Source organism: Microvirga splendida, from assembly GCF_016427565.1.
GTDB classification, from domain to species: domain Bacteria; phylum Pseudomonadota; class Alphaproteobacteria; order Rhizobiales; family Beijerinckiaceae; genus Microvirga; species Microvirga splendida.
Genome location: NZ_JAELXT010000024.1, coordinates 12,929 through 36,267, shown reverse-complemented (window position 1 = coordinate 36,267; position 23,339 = coordinate 12,929). Strand labels below are relative to the sequence as shown.

Below are 23,339 nucleotides of genomic sequence, written 5' to 3'. Positions count from 1 at the left end.
ACCTGACTTCAGCCTTGTGCAAGGTCACGTCTTTCTGCCTGCGGGTAGGCTTAGCCGGCGCCGCATCTGGAGCCATGAATGGCAAGGTTCAAGGCGAGAATTCGTCAGCCGAGAGGTCCAAGAGATACGTTTGTCGAGGCAGAGAGCGAGTGGGAGGCTATTGAGCTTATCAAGGGTCAGTATGGGCTTGAGCGAAGAGACATCTTCCTCATCAGAAAGGATAGAGAGACCTCATGGGCGTCTCGCGAAATTAACGAAGATGATGACCTAGATGAGAGCTCATTTGAATCAGTCTTTTATGCAGGGGTTAGCCTTCTCTTCTGGGGAGTAATCGGGCTCGTGACCTATCGATACTTCTTCTAGGTTTAGGCTGCGCAGGACCAGACTTAGCTTGAGTGCTCCGACAGCGGATCATCCTCACCCAGCACATCCCTGAGCAAGTCTCCGATCTTTTCGGCATAGGTGAGACCCGGGTCATCTGGTGCGAGAGGACCAAAGATTTCAATGCCATCATGGCGCCGATCAGCCATGACACACCAATCTTCCTCTGGATCATCGAACGTGTAGCGGAAGGCTAGGGCCCAATCGAGGAAGTCGTTCGCATCCTGCCATTCACCGATGCCGTCCAGCGGGACTTCTTCGGTAAAGCCCAGTTCAAAGAAAGCTTTTACGCAGATCCACGGAATCGGTCCCCGGCTGAAATTAACCGCCACTACCTCGAACGTTCTGATGTGGTGCTCCTCGACGGGTGCCAGTGAAATCTCTTCCTTGAGGTTGGATGGGACAAAAAGAATCTCAAGGTGGCTTGCGACCACAGAGCAGATCCGAGCCATTTCGCCAGCGTCGAAGTGGTTCTCCTTGGCCATCGTCCGCCACGAAGCGGCGCATGCAACGAGATCCCGGGGAAGATTGGGCTCGTCTTCGGGAAGTTGCCGCTCCGGTCCTCCCCATTTCAGGTAGGCCATCAGGCGGTAGGTGTAGAGGGGCTCAGTCGTAGCTGGTGAAGTCATAGGCTCCTCGCTTTGAAACAAGCTCCATCATGGATTCTCTGGTCCCTCCAAACGTCCCATTCAAGATTCAATTGGAGCATGAATTCTAACTTAAAGCGGGCTAGGGTTGCTCATCGACCGGAGAGTCTCATGAATCAAGAAGGCAGCGGTGTTGCACTCTATCCAATTCAGTCAATTGGGGATCCAAAAGGCAGCCGACGGCGCGCCTATGAGGCAGGGTCATTGGTGGATCGCGCAGTTGGATCGCTCCTGGGACTTGCCGTTGGTGATGCCCTTGGCACGACACTTGAGTTCTCAGATCGGGATACCAGACCCCATCATACAGAGATGACGGGAGGAGGGCCGTTTCGGCTCAAACCGGGAATTTGGACTGATGATACGGCCATGGCGCTCGCACTGGCCGACAGCTTGATCACGTGTGGAAAGTTTGATGCAGCCGATCTGATGGCGCGCTTCGTCCGGTGGTGGGAGCACGGCGAGTACTCTTGTACCGGTGAATGCTTCGACATCGGAAATATCACGCGCGAGTCCCTGGAACGCTTTATCAAAACTGGAAACCCGTATGCTGGTCCGATTCATGAGCGATCCGCCGGAAATGGCTCCCTCATGCGGATTGCACCAGTTGCGATTTATGCCTTGCAGGATGCACAGCTCGCTGTCGGGTATGCCCGTGAGCAGAGCAGGACCACTCATGGCGCGCCAGTGGCTATCGAAGCGTGCGCGCTCTTTACTCTGTTGCTGCGCGAAGCCATTGAGACGGGTACCAAGAATGTACTCCAGCGGCGGCCATGGAAGGGGCATGGAGTCATCAGATCCATTGCCGCGGGTGAATGGAAGGCGAAATCCCGGGACAACGTTAGTTCGTCCGGTTACGTTGCATCGACATTAGAGGCCGCCCTCTGGTGTGTCGACCAAACGAACAGCTTTGAAGAGGCACTGGTGCTCGCGGTCAACTTGGCTGACGATGCTGATACGGTCGGGGCCGTGACGGGCCAATTGGCAGGGGCGCTGTATGGGGCCTCCTCAATACCCGACCAGTGGCTCAGGCCGTTGGCTTGGCGGGCGAGAATAGAACAAACTGCATTAGATCTCTTGCGAGCGTCGACTGACCGGTAATTCAGCGTGAAGGGATTGGTGTGTCCTGCCGTACCGGGTCATTCGCCGCTAAGGCTAGAGGATGCTCAAATCCTCATGCCTCCGCCGCTCCTGTTTCCCGCTCACCGATGACACTTCTGCATGTCTCGTTCGGAAACCTCGTGGGATCTCGCAGTACAGGTTACTCTTGGCCGACGAGATGGTGCCACTGCAGCCGGGTTTAGTCCCTGTGGAAAGTATCTGCCCAACCAGTATATACTCCGGAAACATAAAATTTCGAGAATGGCTCATATTTATCGCCGCGTCATCGGCGCAGAATAACGAAACCGAGTAAGGGCATGAACAGGGTAGAATTTGATAGTACGAAGAAGCCGCTTGATGAGCTGTTGCGTAAGGCTCGTGACGGCCTGATCCAATTGCCGGATTTCCAACGCGGCTGGGTTTGGGACGACGAGGGAATCCGCAGCCTCTTGGCTTCGATTTCCCGATCTTTCCCCGTAGGAGCCCTCATGACGCTGCAAACGGGGGGAGAGGTCCGGTTCAAGCCGCGAACAGTGGAGGGAGCACCAGAAGCGAGCGCACACCGCGATCCCGAAGCTCTCTTGCTGGACGGGCAACAGCGGATCACCTCCCTGTACCAGGCAACAATGAGGCGTGAGGTGGTTCGGACCATTAACGCTAAGAAACAACGGATCGACCGTTGGTACTACATTGACATGCAAGCCGCCCTAACGCCGGGGCGCGACCGCATGGATGCCTTTGTTGGGCTCCCAGAAAGCCGGATCGAAACCCGACACTTCGGCCGGGAGATCATACGGGACCTCTCCGTGCCAGAGCACGAGTTCAAGCACCTAATGTTCCCGGTCAACCACCTGTTTGACCCGGACCAATGGCAGATGGAGTTCTTCAAGTTCTGGAACTACGACCCAGAAAAAAGCCAGCTGTGGTTCCGGTTCCAGAATGAGGTGATTGCGGCATTTAAACAGTACCAGATGCCTGTAATTGAGCTGGGGAGGGGCACAAGCCGCGAGGCGGTGTGCCTCGTGTTCGAGAAAGTCAACACAGGTGGCAAGAAACTCGACGCCTTTGAACTTCTGACAGCTATCTATGCGACGGACGAGTTTGATCTGCGGCAGGATTGGTTCGGCACGGGCAAAGAGCCAGGCCGGCACCAGCGTCTGGCCCGCTACAATGTCTTAAGCCGGCTCCAGCCTACGGAGCTGCTCCAAGCTGTTGCCTTATTGCACACAGCTGGGCGACGTCGGGCCCACCTCGCTCGAACGGGGGAAGGTGATCCGCCGCCGGTCATGTGCACCCGTGATACGTTGCTCGCGCTGCCGCTCGATGCTTACCAGACCCTGGCACCCAAGGTTGAAGCCGGGTTCGAGCGCGTCGCACGCTTCCTGCGCGCCCAAAAGATCTATTGGCACAAAGACGTTCCTTACCACACCCAGCTGATCCCGCTCGCTGCGATCCTTGCCGAAATTGGCGATGCGTGGGAGCAGGATGTGGTGCGTCGTAGATTGGCGCGTTGGTATTGGTGCGGCGTGTTTGGGGAACTCTATGGTTCCGCTGTGGAGACGCGTTTTGCAAAGGACCTCTGGGAGGTTCCGGCATGGCTTGAGGATGGACCGGAACCAACGAGCGTTCGTGACGCGGTCTTCCGCGCAGACCGGCTCGACACGATGACCTCGCGCCTATCCGCGGCCTACAAGGGACTGCACGCCTTGTTGATGCGTGAGGGCGCCAGGGACTTTCGCTCCGGCCAGAGCTTCGATGACACCGTGTACTTCGATGAGGCGGTAGATATTCACCATATCTTCCCACGCGCCTGGTGCGAAAAGAACGGGATCCCACGTAGCCGTTACGATACTGTCGTCAACAAGACACCCTTATCGGCTAAGACAAACAGGATTGTTGGAGGGTCCGCCCCCTCGTATTACCTTGGGGATCTCCGCAGAGCGGGTGCGATCACCGACGCCGTCCTTGACAGTCATCTTGAAACGCACGCAATCGATCCGAAGCTTCTCCGGTCGGACCAGTTCGATAGATTTTACATGGTGCGTCGCGAACGGCTTCTGGCGATGATCCAGGAAACCATGGGCCAAGAGGTCTATAGGGGTGATGCGGGCGATGAGCCTACAGGGGACGTCATCGAAGGTGAGGCAGACGCCCGCTTACAGACTGTGCTCGATGCAGCGGAATAAGGCAGGACGCCGGCCTATGCAGGAGCTGCTGTCGGTCGGAATACTGTCGAGGGCAGAGGGCTATCTTAACTCGGAAGTTCTCTACTCCACAGTCTGCACCTCATCAGTAGTGTATTTGCCGACAACCCAAATGAAGCTCTGAATGTCGATATTGTCCCTTGGGCCAAAGTCAGCAATTGACTCAGCAGTTTCACCGACAAGGTCAAGAAGCGAGCGGTAGATAGAGATGTTCAAAGGAGCGGCATAGAGATCCGCGAAGCGGTGGCCGACGCGCTGCGCAAAGTCTTTGGTGACCTCCGGCTTGAGGAACATGTGCGCTTCCGGACGCCACAGGAACGGTAGATAGGTGACTGCCGTCCATTTTGCGATGTCGAACGGCTTGAGGGCATCCTCCATAGCGTTGAGGCCGCGCTCAACCTCGCCTATGGCGAAGGTGGCGGCGCCCTGGATGAATGCGTCAGCCGCCCGTGATCTCAAGGCCTCCTGCATGCGGGTGCTCTCGAAGGGAGAGAGGAGGTTAGTCGCGCGGAATGCTGCAAGGGCTGACTCTCCATGCCCTGACGCGGACAGGGCATCCTCAAGAGGCAAGGTGGCATCAAGTTTGGACTTGGCCTTCAGCTTGTAGTCACGTTCATGCGGGCCATAGCCCGGCGTGGAGAAGCCGTCTGGGAACATGCGCAGAAATCGCGCCTTTGCGCCTGAGAACCCAAAGTAGCTTGGGTTCGTTCGCGCAGCCTCGTCGTGGAGGCGGCGCCATACATCGTCTGGGTTCCCCCCCTCAATCTTGGCGCGGATGGCATTGCCCGCAATAACGATCCCAAAGTACGTCTTGTTGTGGCCCACTAGGCGCAGAAGTGCCTCACCCGCTTTCGCTTCCCTAATCGTCTTCATGGCCTGCCCCTCAAGCACTGACTAGTACCAAGGCTATTGCCTGAACGCTGCCTCGTCCACCTTGACCTTATGGCTGGATCCAGGGAAGAGAGTCTGAAAGGGCCCGCACGGTCGGGGGCTTTCAGGCAAGCTTCGGTCGCGGTGTGCCAATTCACGCTCATCCCGCATATTGCCTTTTGATATGATGTTTAACCTCACGCCAGGGCCTCAAGCCCGCGAGCACCTAATCGCGCTCGAAGACGCCCTTCCTGGAATGAGGGCAGCCCATGCGGCGGGCCGTCTGGTGCCCTTTGTCGGAGCGGGGGTAAGCCGGCCCTATTGTCGGAGCTGGATCGATTTTGTGGAGGAGGTGGCCCGGCGGTGTGGAGCTGAAGCACGCGTCGTTGGAGGTGATACGAGCCCCGAGGCACTTTACCGTTTGGCCGACCGTGCGGCGGCGTGGCTCCGGCTCAAATCGGCGGCGGAGCGGCGCGAGATCCTCATTGCAGCATTGAGGGACACCTCGAGTAGCACGCAGGGACTGCCCGAACAGGCATCCTCCCTTGTCAAAGGCTCTTGGCCGTTAATTATCACCACAAACTATGACGACATTCTCCCTGTCGCCAATGAACGCGAACCGGGCGCTCTTCCTCTTCGTGTTCTGGGCCGATCCGCGCAGGATTGCGCTCAGGTTATCAGAGGATTGGACGTCATCCAGGACCTAACTGTGTGGTATATCCAGGGGCACGTGGCCGGAGTTGCTGCATCCGTTCGGCAGCCTTGCCCAAGGCTGGAAGCCCTGCTCGATGAAGTCGTGATCGGGCATCAACAGTATCAAGGGGTGATCAATTCGGCCACAGCGTTCAGGCGTGCGTTTTCAGAGGTCTTCCGGCGGCGGTCGCTTCTGTTTGTCGGAAGCGGTCTGGCGGAGAGCTACTTCGTCAATTTGATCGCCGAGACGCTATTTGCCCTGGGCCCAAGCCCCTCCGTCCACTATGCATTGTTCTCCCGCGCTGACTTGGAAAAAGTCGATCCGGAGTTCCTCGCGGTCCGGCTCGGCATCACGCCTGTTGTCTACGGTGATACACATCGAGAGCTTCCGGGGGCGCTGAGCAGGATCGCTGTATCCAGGGACAATCCGGTCGCAGCACAGTCCAGCGGTGCCATGCTCTCCCGACTATCGTTCGAGGTGCCCCGGGGTGACCATGCGGGCGAATGCCAGGATAGGGTCGAAGTCACCATCCGCTTCGCCGGTCTTTCAGCGCCGCGGCCTCATGCATGTGTCGCCCTCAGTGTTGGCCTTGACCGGATCGATGACCGCATTGAGCCGGGTTATGGCCAAATGGCCTGGCGCTTCTTCATAGAGAATAGAAAGCTCTATGATGATCCCGAAGCCTGGTTCTCTGTCCCGCAGGCGCAGAGCGGCAGGCTGTTTAGGCTGGGCACTGAGGATTCGCCTCATCCCGTCTTTCTCGTTGGAGCCCGTGAGGGGCGGCATTCCGAGAACTCTGATGAGCGCAGCCTTGCGGCTATCACTGAGGCAACACGTGAGGCTCTGGCCGCAATCGAGGAGGCAGGCTTCGAGAAGGTCTCAATGGGCGTCTTCTCCGCTGGGGAGGGGCAAGAGCACGACGTTGCCTATTGCTTGATCGCGCAGCTTTCGGGCGTTCGCACCTTCCTGGACTCCTCGTCGGGCTCAAGAATGTTGCACCATATCGAGATTTGCGTTTTCGACGGAAGGATCTGGGCACCCGTCATTGAGGGGCGCATCAATGTCGGCGACCTGCTGACATCAAGGCTTGCTCGTGTCCTTGTGCGTGTCGCAGACCGGCAGGGTCGCTGGGATGAGTACGCCCTATCTGTCGCCCATGGATCTACCGTTGGTGATGTTCTCCAATCGTATAAGATCACGGGAGAGGATGCGGATGTTTCTGCTCGCCCACTGACGCGAGGACTAACGAGCACAATCTACGATGCGCCGGTATTCCCAGGAATGATCATTGAGGTGCAGCCTCTGATTAGCAGCCCAACTGATTGTTCACTGCCGCCAAATGCTCCTGCTGCTCAGGCGGCAAGCCGCGAAAAGAATGATATTCCTGCGAGGAATTAGCGGCTCTGCATCAGAGTACGCCCCTAGGGAGAACTGATCATTTTCCTACAAGTAGTGGTCCCATAGCCGAAGGTGGAATGATGAAGGCTCCAAGCAAAGTCGGAACAGAAGTTGAGCAAGCTATTGAGGCGAGCGGTCGTTTCCGGCGGCATCTCCCAGACCATACTCAATATCTATGTTGCTACCGAACCGAGACAGGAATTCCATTTGCTGTCGAGCGTGTCACAGAAAACGGCGTTCGAGTCTGGTTCTTGGAAGACGAGCGGCTGAAATCAGCTCTTGCCTCGAAAGGCTTCGAGCCAAACCTGAATATGCCTTGGCAGGTTCCGGGTAAGTATGGACGCAACAGCAATCTTAAACGCATTGCAGAGTTCAAGGATGCGCCGCTCTATTGGGTGACCGTTCGCTCGGCAGGCGAGGCCCTTTCGGTTGTATCCCTGCTGTGAGGAAGTGAGATGTCGACTTTGCTTGATCGCTTCGCTGATATGATTACAGCCTGCTCTGAGGATGAGATCCGGGCTGATGTGACGTTGGACGGTCGCCTGATCCTGGACCAGGAGGGGCCGCTAACTGTGAGTTACGCCCCGATCGAGCACATCCAGCAGGAGGCCGAGATCGTGATCGTCGGCATCACACCGGGCGGTTTCCAGGCTGCCGAGGCTCTCATCGAGACACGCAGGCAGCTCCTTGTCGGAGCCGACCAAGCCTCAGCACTCAGGGCAGCCAAAGTGCACGCGAGCTTCTCAGGGCAAATGCGCAATGCCTTGGTGGCAATGCTCAACCATATCGGGCTTCACCGCCATCTCGGCATTGCAAGCTCCAGTGCATTGTGGGGCAGCCACGCGCATCTGGCTCATTTCACGTCGGCACTACGCTACCCTGTGTTCAGGAGCGGTGAGAACTACCGTGGCACTCCTTTAATGACCCGGACACCCGTTTTGCGGAAGTACCTTGCTCAGTGTCTTGCCGAGGAAGCTCGGACCCTCTCCCAAGCACTTTGGGTACCCTGCGGGCCAAAAGCAAGGGAGGGTGTTCAGTGGCTGGTTCAACAACATCTCTTGAGCAAAGACCAGGTGCTTTTTGGAATGCCCCATCCGTCAGGAGCGAACAACGAGCGGATTGGATATTTCCTCGGTCGATTGAGACGAGAGCAACTGTCGCAGCAAACAAATCCTGACCTCATCGACACTGCGAAAGAAGAGATGATGAGGCGAGTTGAGGGTGCAGCGAGCTGAACGCACATCAAACCAACTAGGCAGCGGACTCATAACTGCGCAGCCAGATCCGGGCTGATACAAGCTTGATGGCAGCGAGGAAGTTGCCCGGGTTCTTGTCGTATCGCGTTGCGATGCCGCGGAACTGTTTGAGCTTGTTGAAGAAGCGCTCCACGAGGTTTCTGTAGCGATACAGAAAGGCGCTGAAGACAAACGAGCCCTTGCGGTTGCTCTTGGGCGGGATGTTGGCCCAGACGTCTTGCTCCTGGGCCTGCTCGCGAATGGCGTTGCTGTCGTAAGCTTTGTCGGCCAGCAGGGTCGCGCCCGGCTTCACCTTCGTCAGAAGCTCCTCGGCTGCGGTGCCGTCATGGACCTGACCGGGTGTCAGAGCAATCCGGATCGGGCGGCCTTCAGCATCCACTACGGCATGGATCTTGGTAGTCAGGCCGCCACGGGAACGTCCCATGCCACCATCTCCACCCCCTTTTTACCGCTCGCGCCATGCTGGTGGACGCGGACACAGGAACTGCCGATCATGATGAGGTCACCATCGTAAGCGGCCGAGACCGCATTCAGGATGCGGTCCTACACGCCGGCTTCGCCCCATCGCACGAACCGATTGTAGCAGGTGGTGGAGGGCCCATACCGCTCGGGGATGTCGCGCCAAGGCGAGCCGGTGCGGAAGCGCCAAAGGATGCCGTTGAGCACCCGGCGGTCGTTCACCCGCGGCACGCCACGCGGCTTGTTGGGCAACAGCGGCTCGATGATCTTCCACTCGAGATCAGTCAGCTCATGACGGCGCATCAGATCCTCCCGGAATCGGGAGGTGAATCATCAACTCGCTGCAAAGAAAAGATCTTTTATGGGTTCACGACCTAGAGTTGACATGGTGAGCAAGCTGATCGGGCTCCCATGCGAAACATCCAGGCTCTGCTCGCCGCTAGGGACTCTTCGGTGGCAAAGGTTCGTGTCCTTATGGTGGGCTGCGACATGTATGATCCTTCCCGGCCAGGCCTTGGTTAAACGCGCACGTGCCTCCTGAAAATGGGATAACTGCTACGAGCCAAATCTAACCGCGGCGGCATCTATCCCCGACGCAGGAGTAGGTGCTAGTAGGCATGTTCCCGCGACTGCCGAACCCGCCTTCGATCATAAAATGTCCCATATCAAGCCCCTGTACCTGACCCTTGAACAATTATTGACGGACCGACTGTTCCAGATAGCCGATTTCCAGCGGCCATACAGTTGGGAGACGCGTCAGCGACAGGACCTTTTTGAAGACATCGAGCGGGTTTCGGGACTGCGTTCCGATCAGCACCATTTCATGGCGACCATCGTGGCACGTCGTGCGAAGACCAAAAAGCTTGCCGGCCGCGACTATCACGTGCTTGAGCTCGTTGATGGCCAACAGCGGATGACAACACTCGTTATTTTGCTCAAAGCGATCGAAAAGCAGCTCAAGAAAAGCGACAAGGCTATGGCTGCGAGGCTTGAAGCTGTTCTGAACAAGGGTAACAGTGAATACGCTCTCCTACAGACCAATCACAGTACCACGCTAATCTTTAGGGAGTACCTTCGGAAAGGAGAATATCCCACGGTTAGGGATGTCAGAACGACAGCGGACATCCAGCTCGTCAGCGCGATCAAGGAATGTGAGGATTTCGTTGGGACGCGGTTTCGCCGAGAGGGAACCGTTGAGAATCTCCTGAATACGGTAAAGAAGCGATTAGGCTTCGTGCTCTATGAGATTTCCGACGAGGAAACGGCCTACACGCTGTTCGAGGTCCTTAACAGCCGCGGTCTCGATGTCTCCTGGCCCGACCGCCTGAAGAGCCTCTTGATGGGGCGCGCGTTCAAGTTCGGTAGCCAAGCGGACATCGATCACCTGCAGCAGGTTTGGAAGGAGATCTACGGTGTGGTGGGTACCAGGGAGTACATTATCACAGAAGCCTTGAGGTTTGCAGGCACCCTTTATCTCAATGAGCGACCATCGAAATTGCTCAGTGAGCCCGAAGCGGTCGGAAAGTTTCGTGAACGTGCTACGAGCTCAGATAAGATTTTGGACGCGGCGGCAGCCCTGCTGAACATGGTTAAAGCTTGCGAGAGGCTGCACTCAAATCAGCGTCTATGTGCTGTTGGTAAGGTCGTTCACACGAGATTTTTGGCGACTGCCATCGACCTGCATCCAGATCTCGCCGAGCGTGAAAAGGAGGATCTGCAGCGGCTGTGGGAGAATGTAACCTTCAGAATCTACGGCCTTGCTGGCAAAGACGCGCGAAGCTCAGTCGGCGATTATGTTCGCCTTGCCTGGGAGGTCGGCAGAAAGAAGATTCGAACTAGAACGATCGCCGCGCAAATGAAGGAGTGGGTGAGGTTCTATCCCAAGACAGAACTGCTTAAGGTGGCAAAAAAGCAGGACCGTTACAACGATTGGCAGGATGAGCTCCTGTATTTCATGCAGAGGTATGAGGAATTCCTGGCACGGAGACAAGGGCAGAAGTTTGATAATGAAGTCTGGAAACGGATCTGGGCGGAAAACTCCGCTAAGTCTATCGAACACATTTGGCCACAAAGGAATGCTGATCGGCTCAAGAATAGAGAGGATATCCATCGCCTCGGAAACCTGATCTTACTTCCGCCTAGGCTGAACTCGAGTCTCAGAGCTTCTAACCCAGCCACAAAGGGACAGCATTACATCAAAACCGGGCTCTTGCATGTGCAGCAAGTCGTCGACGATCTCGCTGGATGGAATAGCGCTTCGATCGAGAAGCGCGAGAGGGAGTTGCTGCGGTGGGCGGCTGACGAGTGGAGCGATAAACTAAGCGCCCAAGCGTCATCCTCCGGCACGCGGTCGGCGGCAGGGCGCGTCCGCAAGCCGGTAGTGAGCTCAATGAGAGCGCGTGTGGCAACCAAGGCGAGGCCTAGGAGAACCTAACGCATTTTTCGCATGGCTTGAGGATGAGACCTCATTTGGAACTCTTAGAGGGCAATCCACCGTAACGAAGGACCTCATGGAGAACCCGCCTGCCACCGCGCACACGATCCGCTCACGCAAGTCTTGGGACAGAGGAACTGGCATGGGATGCCTCCCGGCCGACCACAACCAACCCTATGGAATCAGCTCTGTCGATTCCACGCAACCGCTCCACGCTCTAGGTAAATTGCCAGAGTGGGCGACACTTGCTGATGCGGTTGCTGGCATGGCAGCAGAGGACACTCAGCTGGCCATCATCAATTCGGCCGCTCCAGCAAGATGAGATCCGGCCAGATCGTGAATCTTAACGGCCTCTGCGGGCAGTGATGACGCCGCAGCCACGACGTGACGGTGGTGGGTGAAAAGGATCACCTGAGTGGAGTGCCCAAGCTCCGCCAGGGCCTGCAGCCCGGGAGTGACGCGCTCTTCATCGCTGGTGATGAACAGGTCATCTGCAATAAAGGGCATCGGCTCGTTTGCCGTGACATGCTGCTCAACGGCGGCAATCCTCAAAGAGAGGAAGAGTTGGTCGCGTGTTCCTTCGCTCATACCGTCCACGCGGCACTCTGAGCCATCTTGACGGATCCCGACCAAAGTGGGCTCGCTGCCATCCCCGTATGCGACATCGAGCCGGACAATGGGATTGCTGCCGGTGCTCGCCATTGAGGTGAAGATTTCACTGCCGCGGCGAATTAGGGGGTGCTGGTTTTCGGCACGATACCGCTCCAGCGACCGTTCCAAGATCTGCTTTGCTGCCGTCAGACGCAGCCAGCGATCCAAGTGATGACCTGCCGTTTGAGCGGCGTGTCTCGCCTGCTGGGCTACATCAGCAACACTCTTGCGCCCGGCAAGCTCGCTCAACGCATGTTGGGCACTTGTTTCCCGTTGCGCTGCCACTTGGCTTTCCTCAACCAGCCGCGGCTCTTCCATATCTAAGGCAGCGAGCTCTGCCACGGCAGTATCGGCCGTAATTGACGCGCATTCCTGGCGCAGATCGTGGTCGCTCAGCCCGTCTGATGCCGCCACCAGCTGGCGGCGGCGCTCCTCTAGCTCGGCGGCGCAGCGCCTGTGGGCCGCAACGGTCTCGGCGACCTTCAGGACATCAGCATCAGGGGCCAATCCATAACCGTTCCTGAGAGCATGACAGGCGTCGACAGCAACCTGAAGAGTACGGCGTGCCGTCTCCACTGCCGCTATTGCAGACGTATGGGCATCCTGCGCTTGAGCATGGCGGGTTGCATTCTCTTGCGCCTGGCTCAGTCGTGATACGAGCGTGCGGACGGTACCCTCAGGGTCCTGGTCCACATGAAGGCCCACCCCATCTGAACCAAGAGCTTGAACCAATTCGGACAGTTGGTGACGGAACCGTTCGTTGTCACGCCGGATGCCCTCGAGGCGGCGCACGGTCTGGACCTTATTGGTCAGCCGCTGGCGGATCTCATCCCAGGCTGTGAGCGCCACCTCGGCCTCTGACCGCCCAGCAGTTGCGGGAAGGCCAAGCCCTACAACCGCCTCAGCCCATGTGGCATGCCAATCGTCAGCGGCAGCTTGTGCCGAATGGTCGGCCGCATCCTTTTCCCGGATGCGGCTCTGCTCATCCTCAAGCCTTTGGGCCGCCGCTTGCCGGTCACGCCAAGCGCGTTGAACGTCAGCAATCTGGTGCCGCACGAGCTGAGCCAGGTCGGAGACGGAAAGTGCTGGATCAACCGCCAGTCCGATGAACTCCGCTGCCTGCGCGAGAGTGGCCCGGGCGCGGGCTGTGGCAGACTGAACCTCGTCAGCATTTGCACGGGCTTGCCGGACTGCACCCAGCAGACGCAGGATTTCGTCCTTCTGCGCAAGCCATGCCCGCATGCTCGGGGCAGGGCCGGGGACAATCCCGCTCTCGATCCATAGCTCCTGCCAACGTGCCTCGGCAGCTTCAAGAGCCTGTTGGGCTTGCTGACGGGCGATCACCGCAGCCTCTTGCTGGTAGCGCAGGCGTGTCAGTTGTGCAGTCAATTCGCTGAAGCGTACGATCCGGTGGGCCTCGCTTTCCCGACGGTCAACCAACGCGTCGGCATGCCGGACCGCAGTCTCGTAGCACGCAGCAACATCGCCCAAATCGTTGAGTGTGGCCTGATCCTCAGATGTTAGCTCACGGCCATCAACGTGGTGGGCTCGAAGGAGACGCCAAACCCTGTCGCGGTGATCGCGCGCGGCCTGTACGGCTGCGGGTGAGGGCACCTCCCCGGCGGCGGCAAGGCCAACCAGCTCTGCCTCGACCCGCTGAATTTCTTCCTGGCCTTCAGCCGCACGGAGTGCCGCAGCCAAGCGCTCCTGGGCTTGACGCAGCTCCTCCTCATGCAGGCGAACCGTGTCGGTGTCGGGCAAGGCCCGCTCAGCCAGCGCCTCAGCGGTATCTGTCCAACGCGGCAGGCGTTTCAGGGCCTCGGCGAGAGCCTGCTTTGAATTCGCCAGATCGCGCTCGGCCTTTGATGTCTGGCTGGCAAGGTCTCCAAGCCGAGAGACCTCTTCAACCAGAGCGGCCGCCGGTGCTGGATCGGCAACCGGGGGGAGGGCGGTTAATCTCTCCTCAGCCACGCGGCAGGCGTCTTGCGCTTTCTTACGATCCGCGGCGGCTGTCCTGATGGCGGCCTCGATGCCTTCACCGAGCCGGATCAACTCACGGATTTTAGCCACGAGTGGCATCGGCGGGACCAAAGCATCGACCTTGGTGGGATCGGCAGGGAGGCCGAGAGATCGCAGGTGCTGTTGGATCAGAGCCTCGTCATTTGCAATGTCCCTGGCCAGCTTTGGCTCGTCTGCCACATCTTTCAGATAGCGACCAAGGTTCTCGTGCAAGCCTCCGATTGCGTCTGCGAGGCTGACAATGGGCCCGGCCTGGGGTGTTTGCTCCAGGATGATAGCCCGTTCGCGCAGTATTTCCTCGGCACGCTCCAGCGCGAGCTGCGTCTCACGGCTTTCCTGGCTCCGGCGGCGCCATTCCTCGGCAAAGTCTTCGGGCAAGGGAGGAAGCTCACGGAACTCGGCAAGTTGCTCGGCGAGTGCATCGATTGCGGTGAGTAACGGCGTGACGCGGCGAACGCGCTCGAGCTGAGCTCTCCTCTTGCGAAGCTGAACGAGCAATTGGTCGACGCGCTGGCGGTCTGCCTGCGCCTTCTCGAGAGTCTGTTCCGCTTGTCGCCACTCCTCGGCCTTGAGGCCGTCACGGCGAACACTCTGAAGCGCCTCTTCAAACGTATTGACCTCGCGCCACAACGGCTTGCTCTTGGCGCGCCGGTCGAGATCACCGAGTTCATCAATCTCGGCCTCAAGGCGCTGCAGGGTCCCGCTGATCCCGGACAATCCACTGCCCGCCTCGAATAGGCTTCTGGCTAGATCTCCGCCAGAGCGGAGCATCTGCTCCCCTCCCTCGCGCAGCCGCCCGTGGTCGAGGCCAAACATCCGTGTGAATTGTTCCCGCGAGACGCCCTCCAGAAACGGGGCGAGCACCGCGTCGGGAAGGACTGTCTCATTGACGCCTAAGGTCAGCAGCGTTCCAGTGTTGGCTTTCCGTCGTTTGAACGCGAGGGTCTTGCCAGCCCGATTGCTGATCTTGGCGCCGATGCGCAGCCTGGGATAATCAAAGCGGAAATTGTAGGGAGTCCGGGCTGGGATCCCGAACAGAAGATCGCCGATAGCCGAGAGAACGGTCGATTTGCCTGCCTCGTTCGGCCCATAGACAATGTGAAGCCTCACGTCGGCGCTACCGAAGTCGAACGTCGTGTTTTCGAACGCACCATAGCGTTCCAAGTGGAGCGCCTCGAACCTCATGAACGGGGCGCTCCAGCCGTAAGCCTATGGAGGATCATCGCTTCCGCATCCGCCAGCACTCTGCTGTACTGCTCTGGCGAGAGGCTTGTGAGACCAACTTCGTTTCGCAACGCCAGCGGAACCTTGTCGAGACCCCGCTCGAGGTTCACCCGGATCATCTCGGCGTCCGTAGCCTCTGTGCGGACACGTCCGATCAATTGGAGCACATCAGCCATCGCGCCTGTATCGGCCTCTTGCACAGGATCCGTTTCGACGACCACCCGCTCGATCCAGACATCGCCCCGCGATTGGAGCGCGAGCGAGGCGCATTCGGCGGCCAGCTGGTCAGGGTCGCCTGCGAGTACCGTATGGGCGGGGCAGGCTCCCTTGAGGATCAGCCGAATGGCGAGTGTTCGGCCATCGGCAGTCTCGAGCGCGTCATCGATCGCATGCCCCACGCGGGGACAGATATCATCGAGCGCGCCGGCCCCACTGACATCGACAGTGACAGTGGCCCAGCGCACCACGTCCACTGAGATGTGGTCAACATTCGTGACCCGGCCCGCATCCACTGTGACGAGGCTAAATCCTTTCGCGCCTGGCTCATTGATATGCCGGCCTTGGAGGTTTCCCGGGAAGACGATGTATGGATCGGTGGAGAGGACTTCTCGCGTATGGATATGACCCAAGGCCCAATAATCGTAGCCTTTGAGGCGAAGATCGCGAATATCGCAAGGAGCGTAGGCATCATGCCCCGGGCGACCGTCGGCCGAGGTATGAAGCACGCCGATATTAAACATGCCCGCACGTGGCGCAGGGTAGCTTAGGGCGAGGTTTTCGGTCACAGCTCGTGCAGGAAAGCTCTGTCCATGGACAGCAACGTTAAGGGCATCGAGCACAACCGTTTCGGGCGCCCGGGACGAGAGCTCGCGAACGTTGGCCGGCAGTGACATTCGCCGTGACATCTGGTTCGCGGCATCGTGGTTGCCGCGGATCAAAATGACCCGGATGTTCGCATGATTGAGGCGACTTAGGCCCCGAATGAAGAACAGCCCAGAGCTGTAGTCGCTCCAATCGCCATCGAAGACGTCACCCGCGATAACGATGAAGTTGACCTGCTCTGCGATGGCAAAGTCAACAAGGTTGTCGAAGGCACGTCGGCCGGCGCCGGCAATTTGCTCCGCCCGCTCACCCGCCCGTTCACGCAAGCCAGAGAGGGGACTGTCGAGATGAAGATCAGCGGCATGAATGAAACGCATGCGCAATGCTGGCAATTTATAGTCAAGTTTGTCAGCGTGAACGGATCATGAACCTTCAATCTTGTTGCTCGCTAGCAACAATGGCCTGGTTAGCGGTGCAGCCGGTGACCGGGTTGAGCCCTTCTATGAAGGACACGCTGGAGGATACCTGCGGCGAATTCCTCTGTAATCCTGCCAATCAAAACCACTTGGAAGTTGCGTCCCGGCAAGATCTCCTCGTAGATGCTTTCGCCTGTGCCCTTGTTGGGCCTTGCAACAGCCGGGAATGTCTTCGAGACGCTTCCTCTGCATTAGGCAGCAGGAAGTCGTGATGAACTGACAGTACTCCCTCGGGTTCTTCCGTATCGTAATATGTCGGTCAACATGAAGGACATCGTTGTACTCGAGGATATTGACAAGGTACTTAACGTAAGGACCGACGAAGGTACTCAGCCAATAAGGCCTCATCTGGGTTGCGGGTAGGCAGGAACTTCAAGGCGACGAGCCGGCTGACAATCTCATCAGGCGAGCGCTTCAGGATCAGAGACATCTCCTCAAGACTGGATGAGGACGCGTACGCCGCCTGAAGGCGCGTATCCTCACGCGATGTCCACGGTCCTGAGCCAGATGATGACGGCTCGCGCGAACTCCTGCGAGCGGTTGGGCCGGATGTCGGGTGTGACCTCTTCGTTGCGAGTTGAGCCCGTTCTCCCAAGCTCACCAAAGGAAGGCGACTATCAGCCCCGGCCATATTTGGGCCGGTCCAAATGACCTCTCGATGATGCATCTCGAACAGAAAGGGAGATGGGTCCGACTTTGTCCCAAAACGCTCCGCAGCATAGGTAAGGGTCAGACGGCGCTTGGCCCGCGTGATCGCCACATAGGCGACCCGCCGCTCCTCCTCGATATCGGTTGAATTGCCGTGAGGCATGACGCCATCCTCAAGTCCGACTAAGAACACCGTATCCCACTCAAGACCTTTCGCGGAGTGGACCGTCGACAGAACAACACTGTTCGCGTGCGGGCGCTTGGTCGCTTGGATCTGCTCGGCCATCCGCGCCTCGAGTTCTTCAACCGACGAACAGGAGGCCGCCAGCATGGCGACCCCGTCCACGATGCTCTCCCATTCCGCCCGCTCCCGGCCAGATGCACGTATGGGCAGAGCCTCACCGACGATCCGCTGGACGTGCGCGCATGAGCTTTGGAAGTTGAGCCTCGTGCGGCGATCGATCAGGTCCAGACGCTCGCGGGTGATGTCGCCGCGCTTACCCGTGCCCATTTTCTCAAGGGCCGCTGTACTTCGAGGGTCACGCAAGTAGTACAGGGAGCCGACGAATAGTTTGGCTGGGGAGCTCTGCCAGAAATCTCCGGCACCCCGGACCTCAAAGGGAATGTCGAGAGCGCGAAGCGCTGCCTGGAAGTGGATGCCGATGGTTCCTGATCGGTATAGAACGGCAATCTGCCGGGGCTTCACGCCCTTGCTGATGAGCTGTGAAATAGCAGCAGCGACCTGCCGGGCCTCCACCACCGGCGTGCTGTAGCCTCGCACGACAATGTCACTTGGGCCCTGGTTGACGGCGCTGTAATCCTTGTCGACCCGCCCTGCGTTCTTGCAGATCAGCTTTTTTGCGGTTTGGACGATCCCCGGAGCGGAACGATAGTTCCGGTCGAGAATGTGAACCTGGCTTCCGGGATAGCGCTCCTGGAAGTTCAAGATGTATTCGACATCAGAGGCACGAAAGGCATAGAGGGTCTGATCGTCGTCCCCGACCGCCCAGAGCTGCACACCCGCACGAACGAAGTGCGAGATCAGCAGGTTCTGTCCGGGGTTCACGTCCTGATATTCGTCGACGAGGAGGTGATCGTAGGCTCGTACGATACTCCCGCCATAATGGGGATCACGGTCCATGGCCTGGACCAGACGGGGAACCATATCGGCGAAATCAATGGCTCCGGCTCGATTCAAAGCCTCCTCATAGACACGGAAGAACTCGACTGCAGACCGGCCGACCTCATCTCCTCGGCTGAGCGCCGCCTCAAAGGTCCTGGCGTCGAGCAGGCGCTCCTTAGCCGATCCGATAATGTCGAGGATGTCCTCATCCTCATTCCAGTACATGCGCCTCTTCGAGAAAACCGTGCGCTGCTCCTGCGTGTCCCAGAGCTGGATCGTACTGGGCAGCCCCGCGGCCGCCGGATTGCGTCTCAGGCACCGATAGGCGAAGCCGTGGAACGTAAAGATCTCGAGCTGTTTCGGCAGCAAGTCGGGCAAGGCGGCGGAGATCCGCTGCCTCATCTCCTCGACCGCCTTCTTCGTGAAGGTCACGGCCAGGATCCGCCGTGGATCGACCCCTTGCCGCACGAGATGAATAAAACGCCCCGTCAGCGTGCTGGTCTTGCCGGATCCTGGGCCAGCGAGGGTGAGCTGGACGGGGGCATCACAGGTTGCGGCACGACGCTGAGACGGATCGAGCGGCATCAGGTTCGATTGAGCTTGAGAAACAGGTGAGCTGCCAGAAGGGCATCGTTCAGCGCATCATGCTCGTCGCGAAGGTGGCCGACGCTGATGCCGGCTTGAGAGCACGCGTGCCGGAGCTTGCCTGGAAGGCCAGATCGCTTGGCCAGGGCCATGGTGCAGGAAAAGCGTTCCCGTGGATATACCGGATGGGCGGCGCGCTCGAACTCTCGCTTGAGCGTGTTGTACTCGTAGACATAGTTGTGAGCCACGATCGTAGCGTCACCGACGAACTCGACGAGTTCCGGGATCACATCGTCGAAATACGGCTCGTCCTGCAGATCTTCGAGCGAAATGCGATGGACGGCGTAGCAGAACCGGCTCATGTCCGAGCGCGGCTTGATCCGGCGCACCAGCGAACGAGGCGATATGGTGTTGCCAAGAACCTCAACAGCGGCGATCTCGACGATGTGGTCGTAGGATTGCGCTGTTTCAACGTCGATAACCACATGTCTGGTCATAGTGCACTGCGAGGCAAGAGGCGGAGGAAATGGCTCATGAGCAGGTTTGTAAAAGAGAGAACGTCCAATTGCCAGATCACCTGCGGTCAGCCCCGATGCAGAATCGGGATTGAATGGTAGGGGAGTGGCAGGTGTAGCGCGACTTCCGCAATCCTAGGTTATGATAAGTCCAGTTCACAATCCTTACAGCGCCATCCTGACCTCAGGCCCCGGTGAGCAGTCCAGCACACCGGAGCGGCAGCGTCGGATCGTGCACGTGGATCTTGACGCCTTCTATGCCTCTGTGGAGCAGCGGGACAGCCCCGGGTTACGGGGCAAGCCGGTCGCCGTCGGCTGCTCGCGGGAGCGGGGCGTCGTGGCAGCCGCCAGCTACGAGGCGCGACGCTTCGGGGTGCATTCGGCCATGCCCTCAGTCACGGCCCAGCGGAAGTGCCCGGACCTGATCTTCGTCAAGCCGCGGTTTGACGTCTACCGCGAGATCTCGCGTCAGATCCGAGAGATCTTTTACGAGTACACGCCTCTGGTCGAGCCGCTGTCGCTGGACGAGGCGTATCTCGATGTGACCGAGAACCTGAAGGGCATCGCTTATGCCACCCAAGTGGCGCGGGAGATCAGGGCCAAGATCTGGCAGGAGACCCAGCTGACGGCCTCGGCCGGAGTCAGCTTCAACAAGTTCCTGGCCAAGATGGCATCGGACCAGAACAAGCCCAATGGCCAGTTCGTGATCACGCCCGAGACGGGACCAGGCTTTGTCGAGAGCCTGCCGGTCGGCAAGTTTCATGGTATCGGCCCGGCGACAGCCAGGAAGATGAACGAGCTCGGCATCGTCACCGGCCTGGATCTGAAGGCCCAGTCACTCGGCTTCCTGCAGGAGCGCTTCGGCAAGGCCGGAACCCACTACTATTGGATCGCCCGCGCCGTCGACCATCGCCCGGTTCAAGCCGACCGCATACGCAAGTCCATCGGTGCCGAGAACACGTTCGAAAAGGATCTGGAGAGCTTTGAGGACATGAAATCCGCGCTCCAGCCGATCATCGACAAGGTCTGGCAGCATTGCGAGCAGACCGGGGTGCGCGGCCGGACGGTGACCCTCAAGGTGAAGTTTGCCGACTTTCAGCAGATCACCCGCAGCCGCACGCTGCCCAGCTATGTTGAGAGTCGGGCAGGATTCGAGCAGGCTGGTGTCGACCTCCTTCGACAGCTGTTCCCTCTGGACAAGAGCGTCCGCCTCTTAGGCGTGTCCCTATCCGCTCTGAACACCGACGAGGAGCCTGAAAGTCCGCAGCTATCCCTGGAGCTGTAAGCGGCCTGTCGACAGCCGCTGGGAACCCGGGATCACGGCGGTTGTTTCTTCCCGACTATGGCCAAGTCACAACCGAAACTCTCCCGGACCTCCGGCATCCGCCAACCCACATTGCCCAAGCGCATCCCAGTGGAACTTGCCGTGCTTGAAAAGCAGGCGCCGGATGGTGACGATTGGCTGCACGAGATCAAATTCGATGGCTATCGCATGCTGGCCCGGATCGAGGATGGGCGGGCCCGGCTGGTGACCCGCAACGACCAGGATTGGACGGCTCGCTTTCCCGAGCTGGCTGAAACCTTCGCATCCCTCAGTCGGCCTGGGACCGTCTTTGACGGCGAGATCGTCCGGCTCAAACAGGACGGCATCAGCTCGTTCGCTGCCCTTCAGGAGGCGCTCTCGGATGAAGAAACCGGGGACCTGGTCTACTACGCCTTCGATCTGCTGTTCCTCGATGGCGTCGATCTCCGCGGGTCGGCGCTCGAGAAACGAAAGCATCTGCTTGCCGGGGCCTTAGCCAACGCTCCGGAGAGCGTACGCGTAAGTGAGCACCGGGTTGGTGGCGGAAAGGCGTTCTTCACCCAGGCCTGCGCCCTGAAGCTCGAAGGCATCATCTCGAAGCGGCGTAATTCCCTATATTCCGGAACCCGGAATCCTGACTGGCTCAAGGTGAAATGCCTCAACACCGAAGAGTTCGTCATCATCGGCTACACCGAGCCGCAGCGATCGCGGGTTGGATTCGGAGCTCTCCTGGTTGGCTATTACACGCCCTCCGGTGAGCTGAAATACGCCGGCAAGGTTGGGACTGGCTATTCGCGTGAATTCCTGGAGACCTTTCAGGCCAGGCTGGAGCGGATCGAGCAGGACAAACCGACGGCTGTCCTGCCGAAGGGAACGTACATGCGGGCGCGGGTGCACTGGGTCAAGCCGCGGTACCTGGCTCAGGTCGAATTCACGGAGTGGACACGAGACAACATTCTGCGCCATCCGAGCTTTCTCGGACTTCGCGAAGACAAAGATCCCCGTGAGGTCGTCGTGGGCCATCCGGCATCGATGATCACCGGAACGCGTCAGCGCTCCTGATTGCTATCGCGCTTTGGGGAGTATCGAACGCTGAGATGGACCGCAGCCCGAAGACCCCCACCTGGTTTAACGATCGCTAGACTGATCTCCAGTAAAAGACGAACTGCACGCCGGGAGAGAATCCTGGCCTGACGACCGTCGTTGCTGGGAGTGTTCATGGCCAAACCATCAAAACTGCTGAATGCCTATGAACGGATGGTGGCTGCCGAGGAAGAGAAGCAGCGCCTGATACCGGAGCGGCTTGTAACGCTCATTGCGGATAAGCCCTGGATCAAGGCCGTGAGCAAACACTCACAAGCCCGCCAAGCCTTCCTGGAGGCGGCGATCGACTTCTGTCGATCCCAGAAAGCCAAAGCGCCGCAGACTTCCAGCAAGACAAACGCCAAGCAGGCCACCAGGACAAACGCTCAGGAAGTCCACGCACCTTGAGAGCCGTACCAAAATGTTCCGGCCTTTCCTTCAAGGTCATCCGCCGCTGACTCCGGCGACTATCCTGATTGAGTTTGAAATCGTTCACTCTCCCCCGGCGGGTCGGATCTGGGACCCTCAGACACGATCTCGAGCAGGTCATCGGGCAGGGGGCGCTGCAACTTGAGAGCCTCCTGAACAGGAGCCTTAAGCCAGATCTCGTACTCTTCCAGCGTGGTCAGGATCACCGGCATTGCTTTTGGATGGATTGGAGCGACAACACTGTTCGGCTCCGTGGTCAGAAACGAATAGAGCAAATGCTCGCCTTCAACCGGTTCGGCCTTCGTGCCCCGGGCGCCGGTCCATGGCCGCCAGATGCCCGCAAAGGCCGCCAAGGGCCGCTCTTTGGAGAGGGCAAACCAGATCGGCGTCTTCCTCGGTTTGGTGTCGGCGTACTCGGAGAACGAGGTCAGCGGCACCAGACAGCGGTACTGCGGCTTGAGCCAGGCCCGCCAGAACGGCGAGGCAACATTGCGGACGTTGGTCACCGGTTGGGTGCCGACCTTCGGCGGGGGCGGGAAGCCCCAGCGCATCCGGGTCAATTCACGCTCGCCTTCATGAAGACGGACAACAGGAGCCATCTGGTCCGGGAAGATCGCCGGAAGCGGAGGCACATTGCCGGCGCTGTCGCGGCGGATCTCGAACGCCCGGCGCATGGCTTCCTGGGTGGTATAGGACGAGTACAGGTTACACACGGGCGGGATCCTCCAGGGCGAATGCTCTCATGGGCAGTGGTCGCGCTCAAGTCAGGGGGAGGCTGGCACGGCCAGGGATGACCGACAAGACGAGCACTTCGATTCCCGGGCTGCGCCGATGCGATCCCGCTGGCCCCAACCTTCGGCCGACCGAACCGGCTGGCTCCGGCGATCTCTGCTGTTTTCTAAAGGTTGAGACCCGCGGGCGCTCACATCAGGCGCTCGACTGGGCGTCCTCCCCGCTATCCACAGGCCCTCTCGAGAACCTCGCATTGACTCTCCGCGTTGGTCAATGTTCATGTTTTGT

Annotated in this window: 17 protein-coding genes and 1 pseudogene; 10 read left to right on the top strand and 8 right to left on the bottom strand. The window is 58.9% G+C overall.

Annotation, left to right across the window (positions count from 1 at the left end; genetic code table 11):
• Positions 1–78 precede the first annotated feature (78 nt).
• Positions 79–363, top strand: a complete 285-nt coding sequence (locus JAO75_RS18485; protein ID WP_199050619.1) for a hypothetical protein — start codon at positions 79–81, stop codon at positions 361–363.
• A gap of 23 nt (positions 364–386) precedes the next feature.
• On the opposite strand, the gene JAO75_RS18480 is transcribed toward JAO75_RS18485, so the two are convergent.
• Entirely contained in the window at positions 387–1,010 is a 624-nt protein-coding gene (locus JAO75_RS18480) for a hypothetical protein (RefSeq protein ID WP_199050618.1), read from the bottom strand.
• A gap of 129 nt (positions 1,011–1,139) precedes the next feature.
• On the opposite strand from JAO75_RS18480, the gene JAO75_RS18475 reads away from it, so the two are divergent.
• Complete coding sequence (locus JAO75_RS18475) at positions 1,140–2,126, top strand: ADP-ribosylglycohydrolase family protein (protein ID WP_199050617.1); 987 nt, start codon at positions 1,140–1,142, stop codon at positions 2,124–2,126.
• A 317-nt stretch (positions 2,127–2,443) separates the two neighbouring features.
• Positions 2,444–4,312 (top strand): GmrSD restriction endonuclease domain-containing protein, encoded by a 1,869-nt coding sequence (locus tag JAO75_RS18470; protein WP_199050616.1) that lies wholly within the window; start codon positions 2,444–2,446, stop codon positions 4,310–4,312.
• Positions 4,313–4,393: 81 nt separating this feature from the next.
• Here JAO75_RS18470 and JAO75_RS18465 read toward each other — a convergent pair whose 3' ends face one another.
• Entirely contained in the window at positions 4,394–5,203 is an 810-nt protein-coding gene (locus JAO75_RS18465) for a hypothetical protein (RefSeq protein ID WP_199050615.1), read from the bottom strand.
• 418 nt (positions 5,204–5,621) lie between these two features.
• Here JAO75_RS18465 and JAO75_RS18460 point away from each other — a divergent pair, with 418 nt between their 5' ends.
• The 3 genes from JAO75_RS18460 to JAO75_RS18450 all read left to right on the top strand — a co-directional run bounded on the left by JAO75_RS18460 (position 5,622) and on the right by JAO75_RS18450 (position 8,527).
• Entirely contained in the window at positions 5,622–7,292 is a 1,671-nt protein-coding gene (locus JAO75_RS18460) for an SIR2 family NAD-dependent protein deacylase (protein WP_210340321.1), read from the top strand.
• Positions 7,293–7,369: 77 nt separating this feature from the next.
• Positions 7,370–7,738 (top strand): hypothetical protein, encoded by a 369-nt coding sequence (locus JAO75_RS18455; RefSeq protein WP_199050613.1) that lies wholly within the window; start codon positions 7,370–7,372, stop codon positions 7,736–7,738.
• 9 nt (positions 7,739–7,747) lie between these two features.
• Entirely contained in the window at positions 7,748–8,527 is a 780-nt protein-coding gene (locus JAO75_RS18450) for a hypothetical protein (protein ID WP_199050612.1), read from the top strand.
• A gap of 16 nt (positions 8,528–8,543) precedes the next feature.
• Here the strand turns inward: JAO75_RS18450 and JAO75_RS18445 are convergent.
• Positions 8,544–9,310: pseudogene (locus JAO75_RS18445) on the bottom strand (IS5 family transposase).
• Positions 9,311–9,662: 352 nt separating this feature from the next.
• Here JAO75_RS18445 and JAO75_RS18440 point away from each other — a divergent pair.
• Positions 9,663–11,441 carry a DUF262 domain-containing protein gene (locus JAO75_RS18440; RefSeq protein WP_199050611.1) on the top strand — a complete coding sequence of 593 codons (1,779 nt, stop codon included), beginning with the start codon at positions 9,663–9,665 and terminating at the stop codon, positions 11,439–11,441.
• Between the two features lie 282 nt (positions 11,442–11,723).
• On the opposite strand, the gene JAO75_RS18435 is transcribed toward JAO75_RS18440, so the two are convergent.
• From JAO75_RS18435 to JAO75_RS18420, 4 genes are all read right to left on the bottom strand, one after another.
• Entirely contained in the window at positions 11,724–15,296 is a 3,573-nt protein-coding gene (locus tag JAO75_RS18435; RefSeq protein WP_199050610.1) for a YhaN family protein, read from the bottom strand.
• Positions 15,293–16,534, bottom strand: coding sequence for a metallophosphoesterase family protein (locus tag JAO75_RS18430; protein WP_199050609.1), 1,242 nt, complete (start codon positions 16,532–16,534; stop codon positions 15,293–15,295). The genes JAO75_RS18435 and JAO75_RS18430 overlap by 4 nt, the downstream gene beginning before the upstream one ends.
• Before the next feature lie 403 nt (positions 16,535–16,937).
• Positions 16,938–18,989, bottom strand: a complete 2,052-nt coding sequence (locus tag JAO75_RS18425) for an ATP-dependent helicase (protein ID WP_199050608.1) — start codon at positions 18,987–18,989, stop codon at positions 16,938–16,940.
• On the bottom strand, positions 18,989–19,474 hold the full coding sequence (locus JAO75_RS18420) for a 3'-5' exonuclease (protein ID WP_343234652.1): 486 nt from the start codon (positions 19,472–19,474) through the stop codon (positions 18,989–18,991). Before JAO75_RS18420 ends, JAO75_RS18425 begins: the two co-directional genes overlap by 1 nt.
• Before the next feature lie 205 nt (positions 19,475–19,679).
• On the opposite strand from JAO75_RS18420, the gene dinB reads away from it, so the two are divergent.
• From dinB to JAO75_RS18405, 3 genes are all read left to right on the top strand, one after another.
• Positions 19,680–20,789: a DNA polymerase IV gene (gene dinB, locus JAO75_RS18415; protein WP_425523203.1), complete on the top strand. Its 1,110-nt coding sequence runs from the start codon at positions 19,680–19,682 to the stop codon at positions 20,787–20,789.
• 141 nt (positions 20,790–20,930) lie between these two features.
• Complete coding sequence (gene ligD / locus JAO75_RS18410) at positions 20,931–21,869, top strand: non-homologous end-joining DNA ligase (RefSeq protein ID WP_199050605.1); 939 nt, start codon at positions 20,931–20,933, stop codon at positions 21,867–21,869.
• A gap of 156 nt (positions 21,870–22,025) precedes the next feature.
• Positions 22,026–22,298 carry a hypothetical protein gene (locus JAO75_RS18405; protein ID WP_199050604.1) on the top strand — a complete coding sequence of 91 codons (273 nt, stop codon included), beginning with the start codon at positions 22,026–22,028 and terminating at the stop codon, positions 22,296–22,298.
• Between the two features lie 59 nt (positions 22,299–22,357).
• On the opposite strand, the gene JAO75_RS18400 is transcribed toward JAO75_RS18405, so the two are convergent.
• On the bottom strand, positions 22,358–23,032 hold the full coding sequence (locus JAO75_RS18400) for an SOS response-associated peptidase family protein (RefSeq protein ID WP_199050603.1): 675 nt from the start codon (positions 23,030–23,032) through the stop codon (positions 22,358–22,360).
• Positions 23,033–23,339: the final 307 nt, after the last annotated feature.

Bases quoted from the DNA above. Each gene is read 5' to 3' on its own strand.
- JAO75_RS18485 (WP_199050619.1), top strand. From the start codon at position 79: ATGGCAAGGTTCAAGGCGAGAATTCGTCAGCCGAGAGGTCCAAGAGAT.
- JAO75_RS18480 (WP_199050618.1), bottom strand. From the start codon at position 1,010: ATGACTTCACCAGCTACGACTGAGCCCCTCTACACCTACCGCCTGATG.
- JAO75_RS18475 (WP_199050617.1), top strand. From the start codon at position 1,140: ATGAATCAAGAAGGCAGCGGTGTTGCACTCTATCCAATTCAGTCAATT.
- JAO75_RS18470 (WP_199050616.1), top strand. From the start codon at position 2,444: ATGAACAGGGTAGAATTTGATAGTACGAAGAAGCCGCTTGATGAGCTG.
- JAO75_RS18465 (WP_199050615.1), bottom strand. From the start codon at position 5,203: ATGAAGACGATTAGGGAAGCGAAAGCGGGTGAGGCACTTCTGCGCCTA.
- JAO75_RS18455 (WP_199050613.1), top strand. From the start codon at position 7,370: ATGATGAAGGCTCCAAGCAAAGTCGGAACAGAAGTTGAGCAAGCTATT.
- JAO75_RS18450 (WP_199050612.1), top strand. From the start codon at position 7,748: ATGTCGACTTTGCTTGATCGCTTCGCTGATATGATTACAGCCTGCTCT.
- JAO75_RS18440 (WP_199050611.1), top strand. From the start codon at position 9,663: ATGTCCCATATCAAGCCCCTGTACCTGACCCTTGAACAATTATTGACG.
- JAO75_RS18435 (WP_199050610.1), bottom strand. From the start codon at position 15,296: ATGAGGTTCGAGGCGCTCCACTTGGAACGCTATGGTGCGTTCGAAAAC.
- JAO75_RS18430 (WP_199050609.1), bottom strand. From the start codon at position 16,534: ATGCGTTTCATTCATGCCGCTGATCTTCATCTCGACAGTCCCCTCTCT.
- JAO75_RS18425 (WP_199050608.1), bottom strand. From the start codon at position 18,989: ATGCCGCTCGATCCGTCTCAGCGTCGTGCCGCAACCTGTGATGCCCCC.
- JAO75_RS18405 (WP_199050604.1), top strand. From the start codon at position 22,026: ATGGCCAAACCATCAAAACTGCTGAATGCCTATGAACGGATGGTGGCT.